At 34.7% G+C, this 19619-nt stretch carries 19 protein-coding genes and 1 tRNA gene; 4 read left to right on the plus strand and 16 right to left on the minus strand.

Features of this window, described 5'->3' with window-relative positions:
* Positions 1-2 precede the first annotated feature (2 nt).
* The 8 genes from FXX65_RS09690 to mfd form a co-directional block, all read right to left on the minus strand.
* On the minus strand, positions 3-686 hold the full coding sequence (locus FXX65_RS09690; RefSeq protein WP_222704209.1) for a cupin domain-containing protein: 684 nt from the start codon (positions 684-686) through the stop codon (positions 3-5).
* 57 nt (positions 687-743) lie between these two features.
* Entirely contained in the window at positions 744-1424 is a 681-nt protein-coding gene (locus tag FXX65_RS01185; protein ID WP_147614729.1) for an ABC transporter ATP-binding protein, read from the minus strand.
* Complete coding sequence (locus FXX65_RS01190) at positions 1399-2172, minus strand: ABC transporter permease (RefSeq protein WP_147614730.1); 774 nt, start codon at positions 2170-2172, stop codon at positions 1399-1401. The genes FXX65_RS01185 and FXX65_RS01190 overlap by 26 nt, the downstream gene beginning before the upstream one ends.
* Entirely contained in the window at positions 2147-3106 is a 960-nt protein-coding gene (locus FXX65_RS01195) for an ABC transporter substrate-binding protein (RefSeq protein WP_147614731.1), read from the minus strand. The genes FXX65_RS01190 and FXX65_RS01195 overlap by 26 nt, the downstream gene beginning before the upstream one ends.
* A 300-nt stretch (positions 3107-3406) precedes the next feature.
* Positions 3407-3760: a PqqD family protein gene (locus FXX65_RS01200; protein ID WP_147614732.1), complete on the minus strand. Its 354-nt coding sequence runs from the start codon at positions 3758-3760 to the stop codon at positions 3407-3409.
* 13 nt (positions 3761-3773) lie between these two features.
* Complete coding sequence (locus FXX65_RS01205; protein WP_147614733.1) at positions 3774-5654, minus strand: OPT family oligopeptide transporter; 1881 nt, start codon at positions 5652-5654, stop codon at positions 3774-3776.
* Positions 5655-5834: 180 nt separating this feature from the next.
* On the minus strand, positions 5835-6041 hold the full coding sequence (locus FXX65_RS01210) for a hypothetical protein (RefSeq protein WP_147612507.1): 207 nt from the start codon (positions 6039-6041) through the stop codon (positions 5835-5837).
* 24 nt (positions 6042-6065) lie between these two features.
* Positions 6066-9656, minus strand: a complete 3591-nt coding sequence (gene mfd / locus FXX65_RS01215) for a transcription-repair coupling factor (protein WP_147614734.1) — start codon at positions 9654-9656, stop codon at positions 6066-6068.
* Positions 9657-9704: 48 nt separating this feature from the next.
* Here mfd and FXX65_RS01220 point away from each other — a divergent pair, with 48 nt between their 5' ends.
* From FXX65_RS01220 to FXX65_RS01235, 4 genes are all read left to right on the plus strand, one after another.
* Positions 9705-10688 (plus strand): hypothetical protein, encoded by a 984-nt coding sequence (locus tag FXX65_RS01220; RefSeq protein ID WP_147612505.1) that lies wholly within the window; start codon positions 9705-9707, stop codon positions 10686-10688.
* 9 nt (positions 10689-10697) lie between these two features.
* Positions 10698-11426 (plus strand): hypothetical protein, encoded by a 729-nt coding sequence (locus FXX65_RS01225; RefSeq protein ID WP_147614735.1) that lies wholly within the window; start codon positions 10698-10700, stop codon positions 11424-11426.
* On the plus strand, positions 11426-11842 hold the full coding sequence (locus FXX65_RS01230) for a zinc ribbon domain-containing protein (protein ID WP_147612503.1): 417 nt from the start codon (positions 11426-11428) through the stop codon (positions 11840-11842). The genes FXX65_RS01225 and FXX65_RS01230 overlap by 1 nt, the downstream gene beginning before the upstream one ends.
* Before the next feature lie 46 nt (positions 11843-11888).
* Positions 11889-11972: transfer RNA gene (locus FXX65_RS01235), tRNA-Leu, on the plus strand.
* Between the two features lie 21 nt (positions 11973-11993).
* On the opposite strand, the gene FXX65_RS01240 is transcribed toward FXX65_RS01235, so the two are convergent.
* The 8 genes from FXX65_RS01240 to FXX65_RS01275 form a co-directional block, all read right to left on the minus strand.
* Positions 11994-12671 carry a pseudouridine synthase family protein gene (locus FXX65_RS01240; RefSeq protein ID WP_147614736.1) on the minus strand — a complete coding sequence of 226 codons (678 nt, stop codon included), beginning with the start codon at positions 12669-12671 and terminating at the stop codon, positions 11994-11996.
* A complete protein-coding gene (locus FXX65_RS01245; RefSeq protein ID WP_147614737.1) occupies positions 12659-13723 on the minus strand; it encodes an RluA family pseudouridine synthase in 1065 nt (354 codons plus the stop codon). The genes FXX65_RS01240 and FXX65_RS01245 overlap by 13 nt, the downstream gene beginning before the upstream one ends.
* Positions 13710-14255, minus strand: a complete 546-nt coding sequence (locus tag FXX65_RS01250; protein WP_147614738.1) for a hypothetical protein — start codon at positions 14253-14255, stop codon at positions 13710-13712. Before FXX65_RS01250 ends, FXX65_RS01245 begins: the two co-directional genes overlap by 14 nt.
* Positions 14252-14932: a YggS family pyridoxal phosphate-dependent enzyme gene (locus FXX65_RS01255; protein ID WP_147614739.1), complete on the minus strand. Its 681-nt coding sequence runs from the start codon at positions 14930-14932 to the stop codon at positions 14252-14254. Before FXX65_RS01255 ends, FXX65_RS01250 begins: the two co-directional genes overlap by 4 nt.
* A gap of 5 nt (positions 14933-14937) precedes the next feature.
* The gene (rsmA, locus tag FXX65_RS01260; RefSeq protein ID WP_147614740.1) at positions 14938-15816 is read right to left on the minus strand and encodes a 16S rRNA (adenine(1518)-N(6)/adenine(1519)-N(6))-dimethyltransferase RsmA; all 879 of its coding nucleotides are present in this window, start codon (positions 15814-15816) and stop codon (positions 14938-14940) included.
* Positions 15817-15838: 22 nt separating this feature from the next.
* A complete protein-coding gene (locus tag FXX65_RS01265) occupies positions 15839-16999 on the minus strand; it encodes a ComEC/Rec2 family competence protein (protein WP_147614741.1) in 1161 nt (386 codons plus the stop codon).
* 152 nt (positions 17000-17151) lie between these two features.
* Positions 17152-18324: a hypothetical protein gene (locus FXX65_RS01270; protein WP_147614742.1), complete on the minus strand. Its 1173-nt coding sequence runs from the start codon at positions 18322-18324 to the stop codon at positions 17152-17154.
* Between the two features lie 15 nt (positions 18325-18339).
* Positions 18340-19602, minus strand: coding sequence for a PilZ domain-containing protein (locus FXX65_RS01275; protein ID WP_147614743.1), 1263 nt, complete (start codon positions 19600-19602; stop codon positions 18340-18342).
* Positions 19603-19619: the final 17 nt, after the last annotated feature.

The raw sequence follows: 19619 nt of genomic DNA on the forward strand, positions 1-19619 counted from the left end.
TCCTATTTTTTTACAACTGTAAGAAGCATCTTGTATGGTTCAACTGCTTTTACAGCATGAGGTGCATTTGCTGGCATTATCAATGATTCTCCAGAGTGAATGATAAGTTTTTCGCCGTTTAACTCAATTTCCGCTTTGCCTTCAAGGCAGACAACAAATGCATCACCTGGGGCAGAATGAGTGCTGACCCCCTGCCCTGCATCAAACGCAAAAATTGTCATAGTCATTGCATCGCTGTTTACAAGTGTTTTACTTGCGATTGTTCCGCTTTCAACTTCAATCTGCTCTTTGAGGGTAACGATTTTTCCCTGCTCAAAATTTTTAATAAACATATCTGTTCCTCCAAAATTATTTACAACCATAAAAGCCATCTTATATGGTTTATTCCCACTTATTTGAAATTCGTTTCCGCCCTTTACAAAAAGACATTTTCCTGCTATTGCAGAAAATCCTTTAGCTAAGCCATTTTCCTTAACTTCTAAAAAAACATCGCCTTCGAGGACAAAAAGTAAAATATCATCAGGAATTGTCTGCCATGTAATGCTTTCTCCTGCTCCAAAAGAATATAGCGTCATATCAAAAGATGTTGAGCTACAGATATTTTTGCTTATGACCATCTGAGGTTTTAACGCAATAAAATCACATAGATTAAATACTTTACTAACAGGAAGTTTTGAAAAAAACATTTTATTCTCCTTCTCAATACGCTGGTCAAAGACACAGGACTCCTAAAATCCTATAAGTTAGACACCCCTAATCAACTTAAGAATCTCGTCTTTTAGAAAATCTTTTTCTGTTCCTGTTCTTGTTTTTTGATTGAGATAAATTTCTTTTACAATCTTGCAAGGATTTTTCTGTAAAACAAGAATCTTATCTGCTATAAAAATCGCCTCATCGATATCATGGGTTACAAACAAAATTGAGTTTTTTTGCTGAGCTTGAATCTTCTTCAAATCAAGGAGCATCTGCTGCTTTAATATGTAATCGAGAGATTTAAATGGCTCGTCCATAAGAAGAAAATCGCTTCCAAAATACAAGGCTCTTGCGATGGCACAACGCTGTTTCATTCCACCGCTCAATTCTTCTGGAAAATAATTTTCATAGTTTTTTAAACCTGCCATTTCGATAAACTGATTGACTTCTCTGTCGCTTCCATCTTCGCGAACAATCTTTATATTTTCAAAAACTGTCAACCATGGGAGAATTCTGTCTTCTTGAAAAACGTATCCAACTTTATGAAAATTATTCTGAACAAAACCTGTATAGTCAGAATTTAGCCCAGAAATGATATTTAGCAATGTAGTCTTTCCGCATCCGCTAGGACCAACAAGTGCAGCAATCTGATTGTCTTCAACTTCGAAAGAAATATCAGAAAGAATTTTCTTGTGATTATAGTATTTACGAAGATTTTGAACTTTTAACATCTGCGTTAATCCTAATTTGCTTTTTATCGCTGAAAAATAAAGCACAAATTTTGTTGTAAACTAAATACATTACAACAGCCACAAAAGTCCACGCAATTATCATCTCGCTTTCAATATTCAATCTCGCTGTAACAATCTGTCCGCCAATTCCTGTTACTGTCGTTAGAACTTCGCCCATCACAATCGTTTTTGAAGCTGTTCCTATCGAAATCTTCAAAGCTGAATAAACTTGTGGTTTTATATACGGCCATATTATTTTTTTTATCCGCTTTGTTCTTGAAAGATTAAATAGTTTAGCCATTTCTAAAAGTTTTTTATCAAGATTTAAGATTGCATCTTGAACGCATATCACAATTGTTGGGAAAATCGCAACAGCAGAAATTGCAATCGCAGGTTTTCCGTTGTATCCAAGCCAAATAATCGTAAGAATCAAAATGGAAACAGGCGGAACAACTTGCAAAATATTTATAAAAGTCATGCTAAACTGGCGGAATACTTTATTTGTACCACAAAAAAATCCTACGATTCCTCCAAAAAGAACACCAAAAAATAACCCAAAAAACAGGCGATAAAATGTTCTTCCGATTTCAAGCCACATTATTTTTGAAAAAGCAATTTGCCCAATCGACTTGATAACAGAAGGAATCGTCGGAATTACTATTGGTGGGTAGATTAAAGTCAAAACCCACCAAATTAGCACAAAGACAGCTGTAGAAAGAATTTTATTTCTTATAGAGCATGCCTTCATCTGGAATCTTTCCACCTACCATAGTTTTATCAAAGTCATTGAGAATCTTGTATAACTGGTTCAAATCATTTTTTGCATCGTAAGCATTTTTATACTGCAAACCCATTCTTGGAATTGCATTTTTTATCAAACCAGCTTTCAAACCAAGATATTTTTCTGCTAACTTTCCGGCCTCTTCTGGATTTTGCAAAACCCAGTTCAAAGCTTTTTCATATTCTGTTTCAAAACGTGCAACAGCTTCTGAATTTTTCTTGATAAAATCTTTACGACCGCCAAAACCTGCGTTCGGAACGATAGAACCATCTTCTGTCACTTTTTTCCATTCGTTTTCAAAACTTGTAGCAACACGAACATTTTTATTCTGCATCAGACATGCAGTAACTTGAGGTTCAATTTGTGTTGCGTAAACCGCTTTTCCACTAACTAAGAGTTGTGTAACTTCCGGAATTGAAAGGTAGACAAGTTCAACGTCTTTTCCAGGCACAAGACCTGCTTTGCCAATAAAATATTGGGTTAGAGCATCTGGAGGAGATGATTTTAACGGAACGTAAACTGTTTTTCCTTTCAAATCTGCCCAATCTTTGTAGTTTGGATCAGATGTAAGAAAATAAGTTACACCCCAAGTGTTTACATTTGTTAGAATTAAAGGCATACCTTTGTTGTAGAGTTTACCAACAACTGTCAGAGGAAAAGCAAACATATCCTGTTCTTTTCCTTGTATCATTGAAATTAACTGTTCTGGTGAATTCCATACTGTGAATTCAACTTTTGCGCTATCTCCAAGAGCATTTGAGTCAATCATGCGTATGATTGGCAACGCTGGAGGAGCCTTTGGGATACCTACGCGTATCAATGTTTCCTTTGATTTTGTTTGTGCAGTAAATACAGACAATGTAATGCATGTAAATATTGCCATAAAAACTGATTTTTTCATCTGGAAACCTCCTTTATTTAGTTTTAGTCAGATTAACTAACTTTACGAGTATGTTAGCCTAAACTAACTATATAAAACTGTTGCACAGGCAACAAAAATGCGTATTTTAGGAGTTTTTTTAGTTTTTGCTTATTAAATTTATAATTTTTGTACGAAGTGTTTTCTCTAAAAGTCAAGGAGATTGATGTGGATTATGAATAGTTGATTTTAAATATTTTTTTGTGGATTTTTCGATGCTATTTTTAGACTTTGTTTTTTATTATCAAAGGATCATTTTGCTGCAAAAGGCTTAAAAAAATTCTACTTTTTCTTTATTATAAAGCCATTTGCTTGCAACGTTCCTAAAAAATGGACTGTGCGATTTAGCATTTTGCCTTTTTCGGTGGGGAATTTTTCTTCCATCATTTTTTCTATATCGAGAACGGAAGAGTTACCGTCAAGAGTAAGCCATAACGCCGTTCCGTATTTGTCTAGCGCAATATGGCTTACCTTTGGTTTGTGAAAAAACTTCTGTGCAATTTTGTTGAAAAAGCCTGTGTTTTCCATATCGATTTCAACAAGACCGTCTTCTTTAACACGCCAAGCGTTTTCAACTTTGTGGCAGAAGACTATGTCCATGTAATTTGCAGAAAGTTTTTTCACTTTTTTTTTCATTTATCTTGTTTTCCTAGTTTTTATTTTTGCGAGCAGTAATCATGATAAAGATTGCAATGAACAAAGCAAAGAAAATAAGTCCTCCAGCATTGCCTAGCATACCATTTAAACTTATTACACTAAGAACGCTCTTTCCTGTTGATGCAGGAATGACAGCCAATATTGCAAGGAGAATTCCGATAAGTCCTTCGCCTGCAATCAAGCCAGAGCTATACAACACTCCTTTTTCGGTGATTTGTTTGCCATTTTCGCCTTTTTTATTGAAGAATTCTCTGATTACGCCACCAATAAAGATTGGAGTTAAAAGATGAATAGGAAGATATACACCGATTGCAACAGGAAGAACAGGTATTCTCAAAAGTTCAATTAAGATTCCTATTCCAACTCCTACAGCGACTAAAGTCCAAGGTAAATTTCCGCCCATTACGCCTTCTACAACGAGTTTCATCAATGTTGCCTGAGGTGCAGGTAATTCCTTAGAACCAAATCCCCATGCTGCATCCAAGAGATAGATTATTCCACCTATTGCCAATGCTGCTGCAACTCCACCGATTATTTCGCCAAGTTGCTGCTTTTTTGGAGTTGCCCCAACGATATATCCAGTTTTTAAATCCTGCGAAATATCGCCTGCCATTGCAGAAACTATACAGATAATTGTTCCGATGCAAATTGCTGATGTCATTCCTGCAATTCCAGTATGTCCTGTAGATTTGAGCAAAGCAGTTGCAATGAGCAAGGTTGCAATAGACATTCCAGAAACAGGATTGTTTGAAGAACCTACAAGACCAACCATTCGGCTGGAAACAGTTGCAAAGAAAAATCCGAATACAACTATAATCAATGCCCCTAAAATTCCTACAGGAATTGCTGGAAGTAACCAGATTACGAGCATTATTATGATTGCCATCACTATAAGAACTTTCATAGAAAGGTCTTGATTTGTGCGAGCTTCATAAGTTTCTTTGTGACCAAATTGTTTTATTGCTTTGTTGAAAGTTTTTACGATTGTAGGCATTGATTTTAACAGGCTGATAATTCCACCTGTAGCAACGGCACCAGCACCTACATATCTTATGTAGTTGCTCCATATTCCCCAAGCACCCAAATCTGCAACTGGAACTCTTGCGGGAGATATTATATCGTTTGCTCCAAAAAAACTTATCAATGGAATTACAACAAACCAACCTATCAAACCACCTGTAAACATATATGAAGCGATTTTAAGTCCACAAATATATCCAACGCTCGTTAAAGCAGGAAGTATATCCATACCAAAACCTGTTTTTAAGCTTTTTATTGTCCAGTCAATTTCTGATGGAAAGAGTTTTATACCATCTGCAAGGAATTTATAGATAGCAGAAATTCCAAGTCCTGAGAATACGAGTTTAGATTTGTCACCACCTTCTTCTCCTGCCAAAAGAACTTCTGCACAGGCAGTTCCTTCTGGGAAAGGAAGAATTCCGTGTTCTTCTACAATCAATGCGGTTCTAAGAGGAACCATAAAAATTACTCCCAAAAGAGCCGCACACAGTGATATTGTGGCAATAATCCAAAACGAAGGCTTAGAAACAGCATCGCTTTCTGCTGCCCACATAAAAAGAGCAGGCAAAGTAAAAATTGCTCCAGCTGCGAGAGACTCACCAGCAGAACCAATAGTCTGAACCATGTTATTTTCAAGGATTGAATCTCGCTTCATTATTATGCGAATAAGACCCATTGAAAGAACAGCAGCAGGAATAGATGCAGAAACTGTCATTCCTACTCTAAGTCCCAAATATGCGTTTGCCGCTCCAAACAGTACAGAAAGGATAATCCCAAGCAGGATAGACACAGGTGTTATCTCCGGAAGTATTCGGTCTGCCGGAATAAACGGTTTGAATTGATTGTTTTCCATAAGATGAAATCCTTATTAGATAAAAAATTGTTTTGATATATTCTTTAATGATATGGTATATAGAGTTTTTTTACAACAAAAAATTTCTGCATATGAAAGTAAAAACTTAATTATGAATGTAGGCAATCAGATTTTTTCTCTATATTGAATTGAATGAAAACGTTTACCATATAAAAACTTTTAATATTCATCTTCCCAGTCATCTCCAAATTCTTCGCGCATTTCATCGATGGCATCTTCGTCTCCCAACAGGGCATCTTCGTAGGTTTCTTCATAATAATCATCATAATCGCTATCAAATAAGCTTGGGCTTTGATTTGATGATTTTTTTCGTGTTTTGTTATTTTGCTTAGATTCGCCAAAGAAAAAATCACTCAATAATCCCATTGTTTTCTCCTTTCTCTTACAAATCTACAAAAGCGTTTCGAGCTTTTCTTTTATGAACTGGCTTTTTTCTTTTAAGCCGATTTTTCCTGTGGATAATATTATCTGATTCGGTTTTTTGCTGTCCAATCTTATTTTTCCTGTGTTTTCTTTTATCAGGCGCATTAATTTGTCCAGAGGAATATCTGCTACTCGTCCAAATTCCACTGCAATTTCGCCTTTGTGTTCTTTTAATGTCGTTATGCTCAATTTTTTTGCGATTATGCGAACTTCTGCAAGGCTCAAAAGACTGTAAACTTCATCTGGAATTGGACCAAATCTGTCTTCAAGTTCATTAAAGAGCCTGTCGAGCTCGTCTTTTGTCTGAATCGTTGCGACCTTTTTATAGATTTCCATCTTGATTTGAATTGAATGAACGTAACTGTCTGGGATAAATCCTGTATATTCAAGTTCTATCAAAGCTTCACTTTGGCTTTCATAATCCTTTTTCGAAGTTAGCCTTTCCACTGCTTCATTCAGCAATTTTACATAAAGTTCAAATCCAACAGAATAAACATCGCCGCTTTGATCTCTTCCTAAGAGATTTCCTGCACCTCGAATTTCCATATCTTTCATCGCAATTTTAAATCCTGCACCCAACTCTGTAAAATCGCTTATAACCTGTAGCCTTTTCATTGCAACTTCGGATAAAACCTTGTGTTCTGGATACAAAAGATACGCATACGCTTTTCTGTCGCTTCTTCCGACACGCCCTCTAAGTTGATAAAGCTGGCTGACTCCATACATATCTGCTCTGTCGATTATTATAGTATTGACGTTTGGAATATCGATTCCGTTTTCTATTATCGTAGTCGCTATCAAAACATGAAAACCGCCAAGTTTGAACCTGCGGAAAATGTCGTCTAATTCCTCGGCGCTCATTTGACCGTGAGCTATATCTATCATCATTTCTGGAAGCAATCGCTGAAGTTTTAATCGGATTTCTTCAAGGCTTTCTACCCTATTGTGCAAATAAAAAACTTGACCTCCTCTTTCAACTTCCTGCCTTATCGCTTTTGCAACCTTTTCTTCGGTATATTCAGAAACTATCGTTTCTATGGGCTTCCTTGTTTGTGGTGGAGTTGTTAAAAGCGACATATCCCTTATTTTTAAAAGGCTCATGTGAAGTGTTCGCGGAATTGGAGTTGCAGACATCGCAAGGCAGTCGATATTTGCTTTAAGCGATTTTAATTTTTCTTTGTCTTTTACGCCAAATCGCTGCTCTTCATCTATTATCATAAGACCTAAATCTTTGAATTTTACGTCTTTTTGAATTATCCTGTGCGTTCCGATTAAAATATCAACTGCTCCGCTTTCAAGTTCCGAAAGGATCTTTTTTTGTTCTTTTTGAGAAACAAAACGGCTCATGTGTGCAATTTTTACTGGAAAGTTTGAAAACCTTTCTATGCAGGTTTCGAAATGCTGCTCTGCAAGAATCGTTGTTGGTGCAAGAAAAGCGACTTGTTTTCCGCCCATTACAGCTTTAAAAGCCGCTCGCATTGCAATTTCGGTTTTCCCAAAACCAACATCCCCACAGATGAGCCTGTCCATCGGTACCGGTTTTTCCATATCGGCTTTTATTTCTTTTGTTACCGTATACTGATCTTCTGTATCTTCGTAAGGAAAGCTCGCTTCAAAGGCAGTTTGCCACTCATTGTCTTTTTGGAAAGGAAAGCCTCTCGAAGCCTGACGCCTGCTGTATAGGGCAATAAGTTTTTCTGCCAAATCTTCAACTGCTTTTTTTACCTTGTTTTTTCGATTTTCCCAAGATTTTGAGCCGATTTTATCGAGTTTTGGATTTTCGCCTTCGTTTCCAATGTAGCGTTGAACGAGATTTACCTGTTCAATCGGAACAAAGACAAACTCTTCGTCGGCATATTCGAGTTTTATGTAATCGCGTTCGTTGCCCATCGCTTTTACGCGCTGAATTCCTTTAAATTGAGCGATTCCATAATTTGCATGAACTACAAAATCGCCTTCGTTGAGTTCAACAAAGGTGTCAATCGCTTGGCTTTTTACATGGCCTAATGATTTTGGAACATATTTTCTTCTTCCAAAAATTTCGTTTTCTTGAATGACGAGTGTTTTAGTTTCTTCGATTCCAAACCCTTGACTTATCGCAAACGGGAGGATTGAAATTTCAAAATCTTTTAAAATCTCTTTTATCCTGAGCGACTGATTTGCATTGTCTGCAAAGACTAAAATTTTCCAGCCGTTTTGAATTAAAGATGCCATCTCTTCTTTTAGATAATTTATGTTTCCAAAAAAACTTCTTCCAGGATTTACAGGAATATGAATTTTATGTGGTGATTTTGTATCTTTTTTTTCGATAATTTCGCTGGTTTCATCTTCTGTGCTCGTATGCAAAGTTCTAAAAAAGATAGATTTTTGATGAATAGAAACTACCTCATCAAAATCCAGAAGCATTTGTTCAACATCCAAAACAGGAAAAGTCTGCCTTGCAATTCTAAACATTCCGCTGTATTCGCGGTTAAAATTTTCCTGAGCATTTTTTTGTCTGTCGTAATCAAAGTAAAAAACAGGAGTTTCTTCATCGACATAGTCCAATACGGTGTAGATTTTTTCCCAAAGCACAGGATACAAAAGTTCTTCGCCTTCTGTCTGACCAAAATCTTTAAGATTTTCTATAAGCTTATCTTTTGCCTTTTGCGCTTCTTCTGTAAGTTTTAAGTGAAGGCTAAAATCTTCGGCATTTTCAAGTTTTTCGATTAACTGTCTATTCCAAATAACCTCTTTCATCGGAAAAACCAAAAGATTGTCCGCTTCGCCTATTGTAGACTGAGTTTCTGGAGAAAATATCTTTATAGTTTCAATTTTTTCAAAATCAAATAAAACTCTGTATGCAAAATCGTTTCCGGGAGTGTATATGTCTAAAACTTCGCCTCGTAAACTAAACTCTCCAGAAAGACTTACGCGAGGAACTTTTGTATAACCTAAATTTGAAAGTTCCTCTGCAATTTTTAAAGGATCTATTTCTTCGCCTTTGTAAAGGCTAAAGACCAAAGAACGAAGATATTCTGGAGGAGGAACAGGAGATTGAAGTGCTCTTTGTGTAACAAGAAATATTCTTGGCTTTGAAGAAGAAGTTACCTTTCGTTCTTGAAATACAAGTTTTGAAAGAACTCCAGCGCGCTGGCCAAAAATTACAGAACCAACGTTTGCAGCCCTGTATGGAACAGTTCCCCACCAAGGAAGAGTAAAAATATCGACATTTTCTTCAAATGCAGTTTTTAAATCTATAGTAAGAGAAAGTGCTTCTTTTTCATCTGGAACTATAAAAACAAAATCCAAACTTGTAGATATTTTCTTTTGAAGTGGCGATTTACTGTCGCCTTGTGAATAGCGACCTGTTGAAGTATACTGTATGGCGTGAAGTGCATTTTTTTTCGTTTCTTCAATAAAATTTGCAGCAAAAAATGCGATGGAAGAGCCTTGAAGTCCGCTAAGGTCAACAGGGAAATTTTCGGTTAAAGTTTCACACAAATTTTTTGTAGCTAAAGAAAAATTATGCCAGTCTTTTATGAGGCTTCCAACTGGATTTGATAATAATGATTTCATTAAATCTGTCCGATAATTAAAGGTATAAGAATGTAAGGAGACAAGGTTTTGAAACGAAGTCTTATAGCGATTATATCGATTTTTGTAGTATTTGCACAGGCAACTTTTGCGCAGAAGATTAGTTCTGCAAACGAAAAAAATTATTCTTCAGCATCTGTGAATATAAAATTTTATGACAGAACAATGTATTATCCGCAGATGGATAAAGATAATCCAATCTATGTAACCGTATCAATCGAAAACAAAGGGACAGACACCCTGCGTTTTAAGCTTGCAGATGACAGAGCGTTCAGCCTCGATTTTTCAGCAAAAACAATAAAAAACACAGCGCTTGCATCTACAAAGTCTTTAATAATAAAACGCTCGACAAATCAGACAGTTTATTTTAGAGAAATTTCTATTGAGCCGGGCGAAGCGTATTCATTTGTAGAAAACGTAAAGGATTATATTCTTTTTACAGAACCTTCAATATATTATTTGGAACTTTCTTTTTACCCTGAATTGTATAAATCAAAATATATAGCAATGACATCTAATCAACTTAGCTTGGAAATTCGCCCTTCACCTTTTGCAGCATCTTCTTCTTATCTGCCCGTAGAAGCGAAGACTTCTGCAATTTTAAAACCTCAAAGCATAAGTCCAGATAAAGTTATTGAGCAAACGATAATTGCAAGACAAAAATCTCTTTGGGATCAATATTTTTTATATATGGATATTCAAGAGATGATGTTGAGAAATTCAGATCAAAAACGACGATACAATGCAGCGTCTGCCGATGAGCGAGAGCGAATGCTTGAAAATTATAAGGCAGATTTGATGCAGAACAGAATCGATTACGATATAGTTGCTGTTCCAGAGCGGTTTTCAATCGAAAATACTTCTTACAGTCAAACAGATGGAATTGTAAGCGTAAAACAGTGGTTTAAATATCCAAACTTTTATGAAGTAAAACGCTATGTATATAAAGTTCGCCAAAGGGACGGGATCTGGCAGATTTACGATTATTCTGTTACAAATCTCGGTACAGAATAGGGATTTACGATGAAAGCACTTTTAGTTGCAGAAAGTTCTTTAATCATAGAAGAAGTATCTCAGGTTTTAGAAAAATCCGGCTTTGAAGTTATCGTATACAAGTGGCTTTTAAAAGCGCTGGATAATATCGAAGAAATTTCGCCTCACATCATAATAATAAGCACAAAGGACTATCCTCGCCACTGGAAGACTTTAACTCAATTTTCAAGTGCAAATTTTGGTAAAGATAAGTCAGAAGTTGTGCTATATGCAGAAGGCGGTTTAAAAGAAGAAGATGTAGAAAAAGCAAAAGCGTTGAATGTGCTTGGGATTTTTGAATCGATTGATGAAGAAGGCTTAGAAAAATTAAAACAGATTTTATCAGAATATGGAAATTCAAATTCCACAAAAAATTCTAAAGAAAGGCAAAATGAGCTTTTAGAAAGCGAAGATATTGCAAACAAATCTTACGATGAGATTCCTTTTGAAGAAAAAGCCTTGCAAATGGAAAAAGATATGTCAGGGCTTTCCTTTATGTTTATAAATCCAATTTCCAGTTGTGTTGTTACAGGAAAAATTTTGCATTTTCATGAAGATTCTCTGTCTTTTGTGCCAGATTTCCCAAATTTCATTGAAAATATTTTGGAAGAATCCCTGATTGAAGATGTTTTTTTATGCAGTGCAGATGAAAAAATTGAAAAAGTTTCTGCTCATTTAAAAAAATATGATGAGAATTTTGTCTTGGAGTTATTTTCTTAATGGCATTAAAATCTCAAAAACCCAAATTTTTTTGTGAAAACTGCGGTGAAGAAGTTCCTAAAGATGCAAAAATTTGCAAACACTGTGGACGATTCTTTTCAAGCGTAAAGTGTCCTCAATGTGGAGCAAGTGGTAATCCTGAAAAATTTTCAAACGGCTGCCCAGTCTGTGGTTATTCAGCAGGGATGTCTTCAAATACTGCAAAACAAAAAAAATCTTTTTTTAAAAATAAAAGACCTACTAGAAATGCAAAAAAAGCCCTTCTTTCTGCGATAGATGAGCGTTACGAAAGCATAAATGGTTTTACTCAAAAACAGTATAATGCAGATGAATCGCTTCCTTGGTGGCTTTATCTTTTAATTTTTACAGTTTTATTTGTGGTTCTGATTTTATTTTTTCGATTTTTTTATAATTGACAGCCAAATAGATTTTTTTGTAAACTGTTCAAACATTTTTATTAAAGCCCAAGTGGCGGAATTGGCAGACGCGCTAGGTTCAGGTCCTAGTGTTCGAAAGGACATAGGGGTTCAAGTCCCCTCTTGGGCAGCTTTCTTTTGTTTTTTTTTATTAAAAACTTTCAGAGCATTCATAAACCATTTTTTCTTTTGTGCTGGGATTTATGAATTCGATTTTAAATGCTTCAAAATAAAATTTATCGCCCTTTTTTGCTTTAGGATTGTATAGAGGATCTCCTTTTATGCAAAATCCAGAGCTTGCCAAATGAACCCGTACTTGATGGCGAAATCCTCTTTCAATACAACAGATTGCATTTTTTCCTTCAATTTCAACTTTTGTGGTATATATTTTTTTCCCAGCTTTTTTTTGGGAAGCAGGATTTGAATCTTCAAAGACGGCCATAACTTTGCTGCCTTTAGGTCCAAAAGTTCTAAATCTTGAAGAGATTGTAAACTTTCGATTTTGTACTTCGCCTTCGTATTCAACTATTGCTCGATAATATTTTATGAATCTGCCAGTTTCTTGCTGTTCTTGAATTTCTTCATAGGCTTTTTGAGTTGAGGCAATCAGCAAAAGCCCAGATGTCGCATTGTCTATCCTGTGCAAAAGTCCATGTTCAACTTCTTTTTTCCCTTTTACATTTTTTAATTCTGGAAAAAGATTTATTGCCTGTGTCAATGCGCTGTCATCACCGTGTTTTAAAGGTGCGCTTGCTAGTGAACTTTGTTTATAAATAACTGCAAAAGGATGAGTTGAATCTGGCGACTGGATTATCTTTATTTTTGCCATTGCCCATAGCCTTTTTTTGCAAGAAAAAGTTGAATCTTTGGATTTTTTGAAGTTTTTGTAAAAGGAAAATTTCCTTCAATTTTTTCTGGTGGAAGAGATTTTTTTAATGAAGAGTGAAGTTTTTTTAGAACCTTTTTAAATCTTAGAGGAACTTTTGCATAAAAAGTCTGTATTTCTGTTTTTTCTGGAATTTTTATTTTTAGTTTAAAAGAATGTAACATCATAGGTGCATTTCCAAAAAGATTTTCTTTGTTGGATTTTGAATAGATTTTATCGCCAAGAATTGGGCAGCCTAAAAATTTTAGATGAACTCTTATCTGATGCGTACGACCTGTGTATATTTTTACTTTTATAAGGCTGTAAGGACCGTAGCAAGCGATGCATTTGAATTTTGAAATTGCAATTTTTCCTTCACCTTCCAAATCACAAACTCTAAATTTTTTCCTGTCTCGGCTATCACGCATAATTTTCGTCTTTATAAGACCTTCTCTTACAGGAGGATGTCCTTTGCAAATGCAGATATATATTTTTGAAATTTGATTGTGATTTTTAAATTGATTTCCTAAAAATTCTTCAGTTTCTCGATTTTTTGCAGTTATTATGATTCCAGAAGTATCTTTATCGAGCCTGTGTACAATTCCAGGGCGTTGAGGTTCTATTATCTGTCCTTTTGTTTTATTTGAAAACGATTTTCTTCCCCAGTGATAAAGAAGTGCATTTACAAGAGTTCCGTCCCAATTCCCCGCTGCAGGATGTGTTACCATGTTCACTTTTTTATTCACTACAGTTACATTTTTATCTTCATAGATTATGTCTAATGGAATGTCCTGTGGAATTATGTCTGTTGGAATGTTATCTTCCCATTGAACAAAAATCGTGTCGCCTGCTTTTATCTTTGTACTCAATTTTGCATTTTTTGAGTTTATCAAAATTTCTGTAACGCCGCTTTTTAATTTTGAGCGATTCATTCCATTTTCTAGAGAAGAAAGGTATTTATCCGCTCTTTCATTTAGAGAATAATTTTCTGGCACTTTTACATCAATAAACGGCATCTTCCATTCCATCAATAAAATATTCTTTTTTTGAATTTGTAGGATTTTCTATATCTTCAGTTTCTGATAAATCGCTTTCCTCAAATTTAGAAGATTCAGGAGTAAAAGTTTTTTCTTGAGAATTTAATTTAGAAAGCGGGATAACGGTTATGCTTTTTTCGACTTGATTTTGTTTGTTTTTTGCAATTTTCCTTGTTATCAGGTTTATAAGGAGGTCTGTGAGCCCTAAAGCAAGGCTTGTGCTAACAGCAATCATCATTATCTGCTTTTGCTGTTCTTGAGTGTAAGATGAAGTGGATTTATCAAGCGGATTATGAAAAGAGCCTTGAACTATAAGCCCATATCCTAAACTTGTCCAAAGAGTTACAAAAGGCAATGAGCCAAAAGTTATAATCTCTGTTCTTCGTAAATCTTTTGTCCACTGCGGAAAATTTATATCATCATAATTCGTTGAATTTTCGCTGGCAGAAAAAACTGGCGTAAGCAAAAAAGAGAAAATTAATAAAAAACACACTATAAAGGAATTTTTCATTTTTGATAATTTCTTTCTCCAAAAATCGCAGTTCCTATTCTTACCATTGTAGAGCCTTCTTCAAGGGCAATTTTGTAATCCGAACTCATTCCCATAGAAAGTTCGCTCAAATCGTATTTTGGATATTTTTTCGAAAATTCCTCTTGAATCATCTTTAGTTTTCTAAACGCACTGCGAATCAAATCTTTATCTTCTGTAAACGGAGCCATCGTCATAAAACCACGAGGAATTATATGCGGATACAAAGAATTTTCAAAATTCTTGAATGCGATTTCAATATCTCCTTTTGAATCAAAACCAGCTTTGCTTTCTTCTCCTGTATGAATTTCAAAAAGAATCTGGATTTTTTTATCTATTTTTGCACACTGTTTTTCGATTTCATCCAAAAGCTCAATTCTGTCGACGGATTGTATCATCGAAGCGATTTTTACAGCCTGTTTTATTTTGTTCCGCTGCAAACTTCCAATGATATGAAGTTCAAAACTATAGCCTTTATCTTTAAGTGAAGAAAATTTTTTTTCGGCTTCTTGAATTCTGTTTTCGCCAAAGACGGTTTGCCCTGCTTCTAACGCTTTTATTATTTCTTCTTCAGGATGAAATTTGCTCACTGCGACGAGTTTTACATTTTTAGGAAGAGTGCTTTTTATAAAATTTAATCTTTCTTTTATATCGAGCATCGATATTACCTTTTTTTGCTGTCGATTATAACTGAATCAACTGCGTCGGACAATTCTAAAAGTTTTTCTAGGCAAAGCCTTTCTGCCCTTTCAGAAGGCTCAATATTGCAAAGGGCAAGTGCCTTTTCTGAAAGTTGGGCAGAAATAAATTTTGAAAGATTATTTTTTATCGTTTTCCGCCTTAACAAAAAAATCTGCCTTATCATTTTCATAAAAAGTTCTGGGTTTTTACAATTTGGAAAGTCCTCCCTCTTTTTAAACAAAACCGCTCTGCTTGTGACATTTGGAACTGGCCAAAAATTTCCACCTGCAAGATCCATTATGGGTTTTATTTCATAGGCCCACTGGCAAAGGACAGTGAATGATGAATAATCTTCTGTTGCAGGATTCGCAGTCATCCTCTGTGCAACTTCTTTTTGAATTGTAAAAACTGCCCTTTCAAATCTAAAGCCCTTGTTTATGGTATCTGCAATTATTGTGGCCGCAACATTGTAAGGCAGATTTCCAAAAAACCTTTTCGGCATAGGATTTTCTTTTGCATATTTTGTCCAGGTTTTAAGCACATCGCCTTCAACAAGATTAAAATGGGAGTTTTTTATATATTCTTCAAAAAAAACAGGCAGAAATCTTGCAAAGCCGTGGTCAATTTCAAAAGCGGTAAGATTAACACCCCTTTGCAAAAGTTCAAGGCTCATACATCCAAGTCCGGGTCCTACTTCCCAAACATTCATATCTTTTTCAACTTCTAAAGTATCTACAAGCCGTTTTCGAGCATCTTCATTTACCAAAAAATTTTGTCCAAATTTTTTCTGCATTGCCATGTTGTTTTCTTCTAAAAATTTTTTAAGTGCAGACGGCGAATTGTAATCTGGATATGATGGCATATTTTTTCCTGTTTTAGTTGGATTAGTTTAATTCGATTGAAGGAAATTTCGCAAAATACAAAACTAAATCGCTTACAATCTTGAAAATACACGACATAATAACACTAAAAGGTTTGCTAAGAAAAGGCAAAACAAGGCAAATGATTGTTGAAAGGAGCCCTAAGTATAAAAAAAACGTGATTAAGGGGCTTACAAAAAGGCAGGAGATTATTCCAATCGGGGCAAATTTCTTAAATACACAAAGGGTTACAGGTGCTGTAAAAATTTGTGCTCCTAGACTTTCGCTTATTTTTGAAGCAAATCGCGGAAAAAATGTTTTTCCTAATATTATTTTTATGAATTGACCTAAAGTCATTATCCCAAAAATTGCACCGTAAGAAAGCATAAAAGCTAAAGACCAAAGATGATTAGGGAAAATTATGAGATGAATTAAAAAACTCATCGATAAAATTGTTAAACCTTTGAATTTTTTCATCCTCAAAAGAGAATTTAAAAATGATATTGCGCAAGCTAAAAGTGCTCTAAACAAAGATGGCGAAACTCCAGAAAACCAAACAAAAAATAATATCGCTGCAAATTGAAAAAAATCTGCAAAACTTTTTTTTATGATTTTATTTCCGAAAAAAAATGCAAGCCCTCCAAAAAGACTTAAATGCATTCCAGAAAGAGCAAGAATATGAGAAAGCCCTGCATTTTTAAATGCTTCTTGAATGTAATCTTGAGTGTACTCTTTGGAACCTGAAAGCAAGGCAAGTAAAAGCGATCCCGCATCGTTCCAACCGTACATAAGCCTCTTAAATTTTAGTCTGCTCAAAGCTCGAATTTTTTGAATTTTTCCAAACAATCCAGCAGAAAATCCCAAAGCATCTGCATTTTCTACATAAAAAAGAAGAATTTCATCATTGGAAAAACTTAAATATTTTACTTTCAAAGAAAAATTATTTCCGTTTTCAAACAATAAAGAATTTTGTTCCAGTTTTTTTAGATTTTTTAATGACGCAGTGTAGAGTTTTCCAGGATAACAGGATTCTACCAAAGCCTGTGGAATAAAAATTTTCACTTTGCCTCGGCATGAGGTTTTTGAACCAGAAAAAGAAATCGCTTCATTTACTAAAAAATCCGCAGTATAACAGGATTTTTGAGAAGAAGATTTTACAGGGTTAGATTTTATTTGACCATTCAATATTTTTATATCTTGATTATAAAACAGACAAAAAAAATCATCTCTTGGTTTTATTTTTACACTCGAAGAATAAAATAGAAAGGCACAAACTAATGCTGCTGTAAAAATTGGATTAGAAAACGCACATATGGAAAAAATCTTTAAACATTTTTTTACCACTTAAGTTTTGCCAGAGAATCCCTCGCAGAACCTTTTATTTCTTCGTCGTAATTTAAATAAGTAACATATAAAAGGTTGTCAAAGGCATTTTTATCCCCCAGCACCCCCAAAGATTTTATTACGGCAAGAATCACGTTCTTGGCAGGAAGAACATTTTTTTCGGCATTGGTGTTCAACTCTGCAAGATATGACGAAAGAGCCTTTGAAGAATCAATCGAAGCAAGTCGCGTTATGCAATCTATAACCTGAATAAACTGCTTGTCTGAAATTTGCTTTTTTTCGTACTCACCTTTTGCTTTGGAAAAAAAGTTTACGACGAGTGCTGTTGCTCGAGACCAAGGAGCATCGGCAATCGCTTGTATGCAATCCAGTTGAAGTTCAATTTTCTCTTTTGATGAAATATCTTCTGAAGTATTTATTGCCATTGAAAGTGCATTTTCTGCAAATTCCGCTTTAAAATCTTTTGAAATATTTTGATTATCTTTTACCAAATCAAAATACTGTTTTACTTCTTGTAAATTTGAAGTTGAAATAACCTTTACAACTTGAGATTTATTTGTAACAGAAAGTTTTAAAAGTGCTGTTTCAAGTTCCATATTAAACGCAGGATAAGTTTTGTTTTTCCAGAGCGAATAGATTAAATCGTAAGAATCTGAATTTCCATTTATAGCAAGCGAGTTTATTATTTTTGCGATTACAGGAGATTTTTCATCTTTTTTTGCATAATCAATTAAACTCTTATTCAAAAAATCCACGATATTTTTTTCATCACCTTGTTGAAGAACTGCTGTAAAAGAAAGTTTTTCTAAAATCGAAATTCGCACATTTTCATCTTGTAAACTTGTAAAAAGCGACAGAAGTTTTTCGTTTACATTTGGGAAATCGTTTTTTAATTGATTTTCATCATTTGGGATTTTTAAAACGGAGGCCACCGCCAATGCGCTCAAATCTCTGTCATTTTTTAAAATAGTTTGGTTTTCTAAAACAAAATCTATCCCTTTTTTTGCAAGCACTGTTGCAATATCCTTGTCGGCTTGTCTTACAGCCTGGGTTTTATCTTGGATACTTCCCTTTACAAAATCGATAAGTGCTTTTTGGGATTGAGCAAAGGCATTAAAATGATTTAATACAAGCGAAAATATAAAAATATAGATAATTTTTTTCATAATAGAGTCCTTAATTTAGTTTAAATTGGTTTGTTCATCAAGTTCGTCAAAATTTGGAAGTGGAATTTCATCTGGAAAAACAATGTCGGTTTCGCCATCATCGTTTTTTTCATCATCAACATCGTCAGTTTTTAATTCAACATTTTCTTCAATTAAATCTTTTGAATCTTCTTTTGTTGTATTTTTTTCTGATGTTTCTTCAAGAGGCAAAGGTTCAAGCTCTTCTATAGGATTTTCATAATCCGCCTTTTTATCTTGCTCCGTTGCTGTAAGGGCGTCAAAGACATCTTTTTGTTCCTGCGGTAAAACATTGTAGACAAAGCTTAAAATAACATTTTTCATATCTTTTTCAAGGTGAATGCATTCAAAATGAAGTCGCGATTGATTGATTTCTTTATTGTATTCAACCGCCCTTACAATTCCGTACATCAAAATCAAGACGTTTTTTAAAATGAATTGAAGTTTTATTTGAGCATTTACAAGACCCTGTCCTCCAATCCTTATCATCGCACCGTCTTCTGAAATATCTTCTAATATTACCTTGTAACCAGGCTCTGTTTCAACGATGCTAAAGTCTGTAATTTCCTGCCTTATAAAATAAAGTGAAGCACCCAAATTGCATTCACAGCGCACAGACCTGCGTTTTTGTGCACGCAAAAGCTTGTTTGTCTGAGCAAGATATAAAACTGGCTGACCGTCAAATACGCCAGAATTTGTAACTTGAGTATCGAAAGTATAAGAAGCATCGCCTTTTCTCCAAAGATATACGCTTATAGTTTTATTTAGCCAGCCCTGAGTCAAAATTGGAAGCGTTTTATTTTTAGACGGAAGACGAATTATCATCTCATAGCCGTTATTCATTATATATGAAGCAAAAAGTCCGTGTCCTGGAAGAATTATCCTTAACTTTTGCCCTTTTGCTAAGTATTTTGTTGATTCAAGACTTTTTTTATTTTCGTGATCGAGTTTTAACTTTGTCCTGAAATCGTATAGTTTTAAAAGAAAATTTTGAATTTTATCGCTTTTTTCATTTCCTTTTATTTTTGCTGTTCTCATAACAGAACCGATTGCATCTGTTAAACTTTCGACTGAAAAAAATAACTTGGAAGGCTCTTCTAAATCTGAAATTTTTGCAAGTTTCCATAGAAGAAAGCACTCTGAAAATTTAAATCCCTTGTCTGTTCCTGTTAAAAAAAAATTTACAGTTCCAGAATAAACAACGAGTAGTCTTACAACTGTCAAAATGCATACAAAGGTTACGACTAAAACCACAATCACTTTTATAACATCCGTTT

The organism is Treponema pectinovorum (genome assembly GCF_900497595.1).
Classification (GTDB): Bacteria; Spirochaetota; Spirochaetia; order Treponematales; family Treponemataceae; genus Treponema_D; species Treponema_D pectinovorum.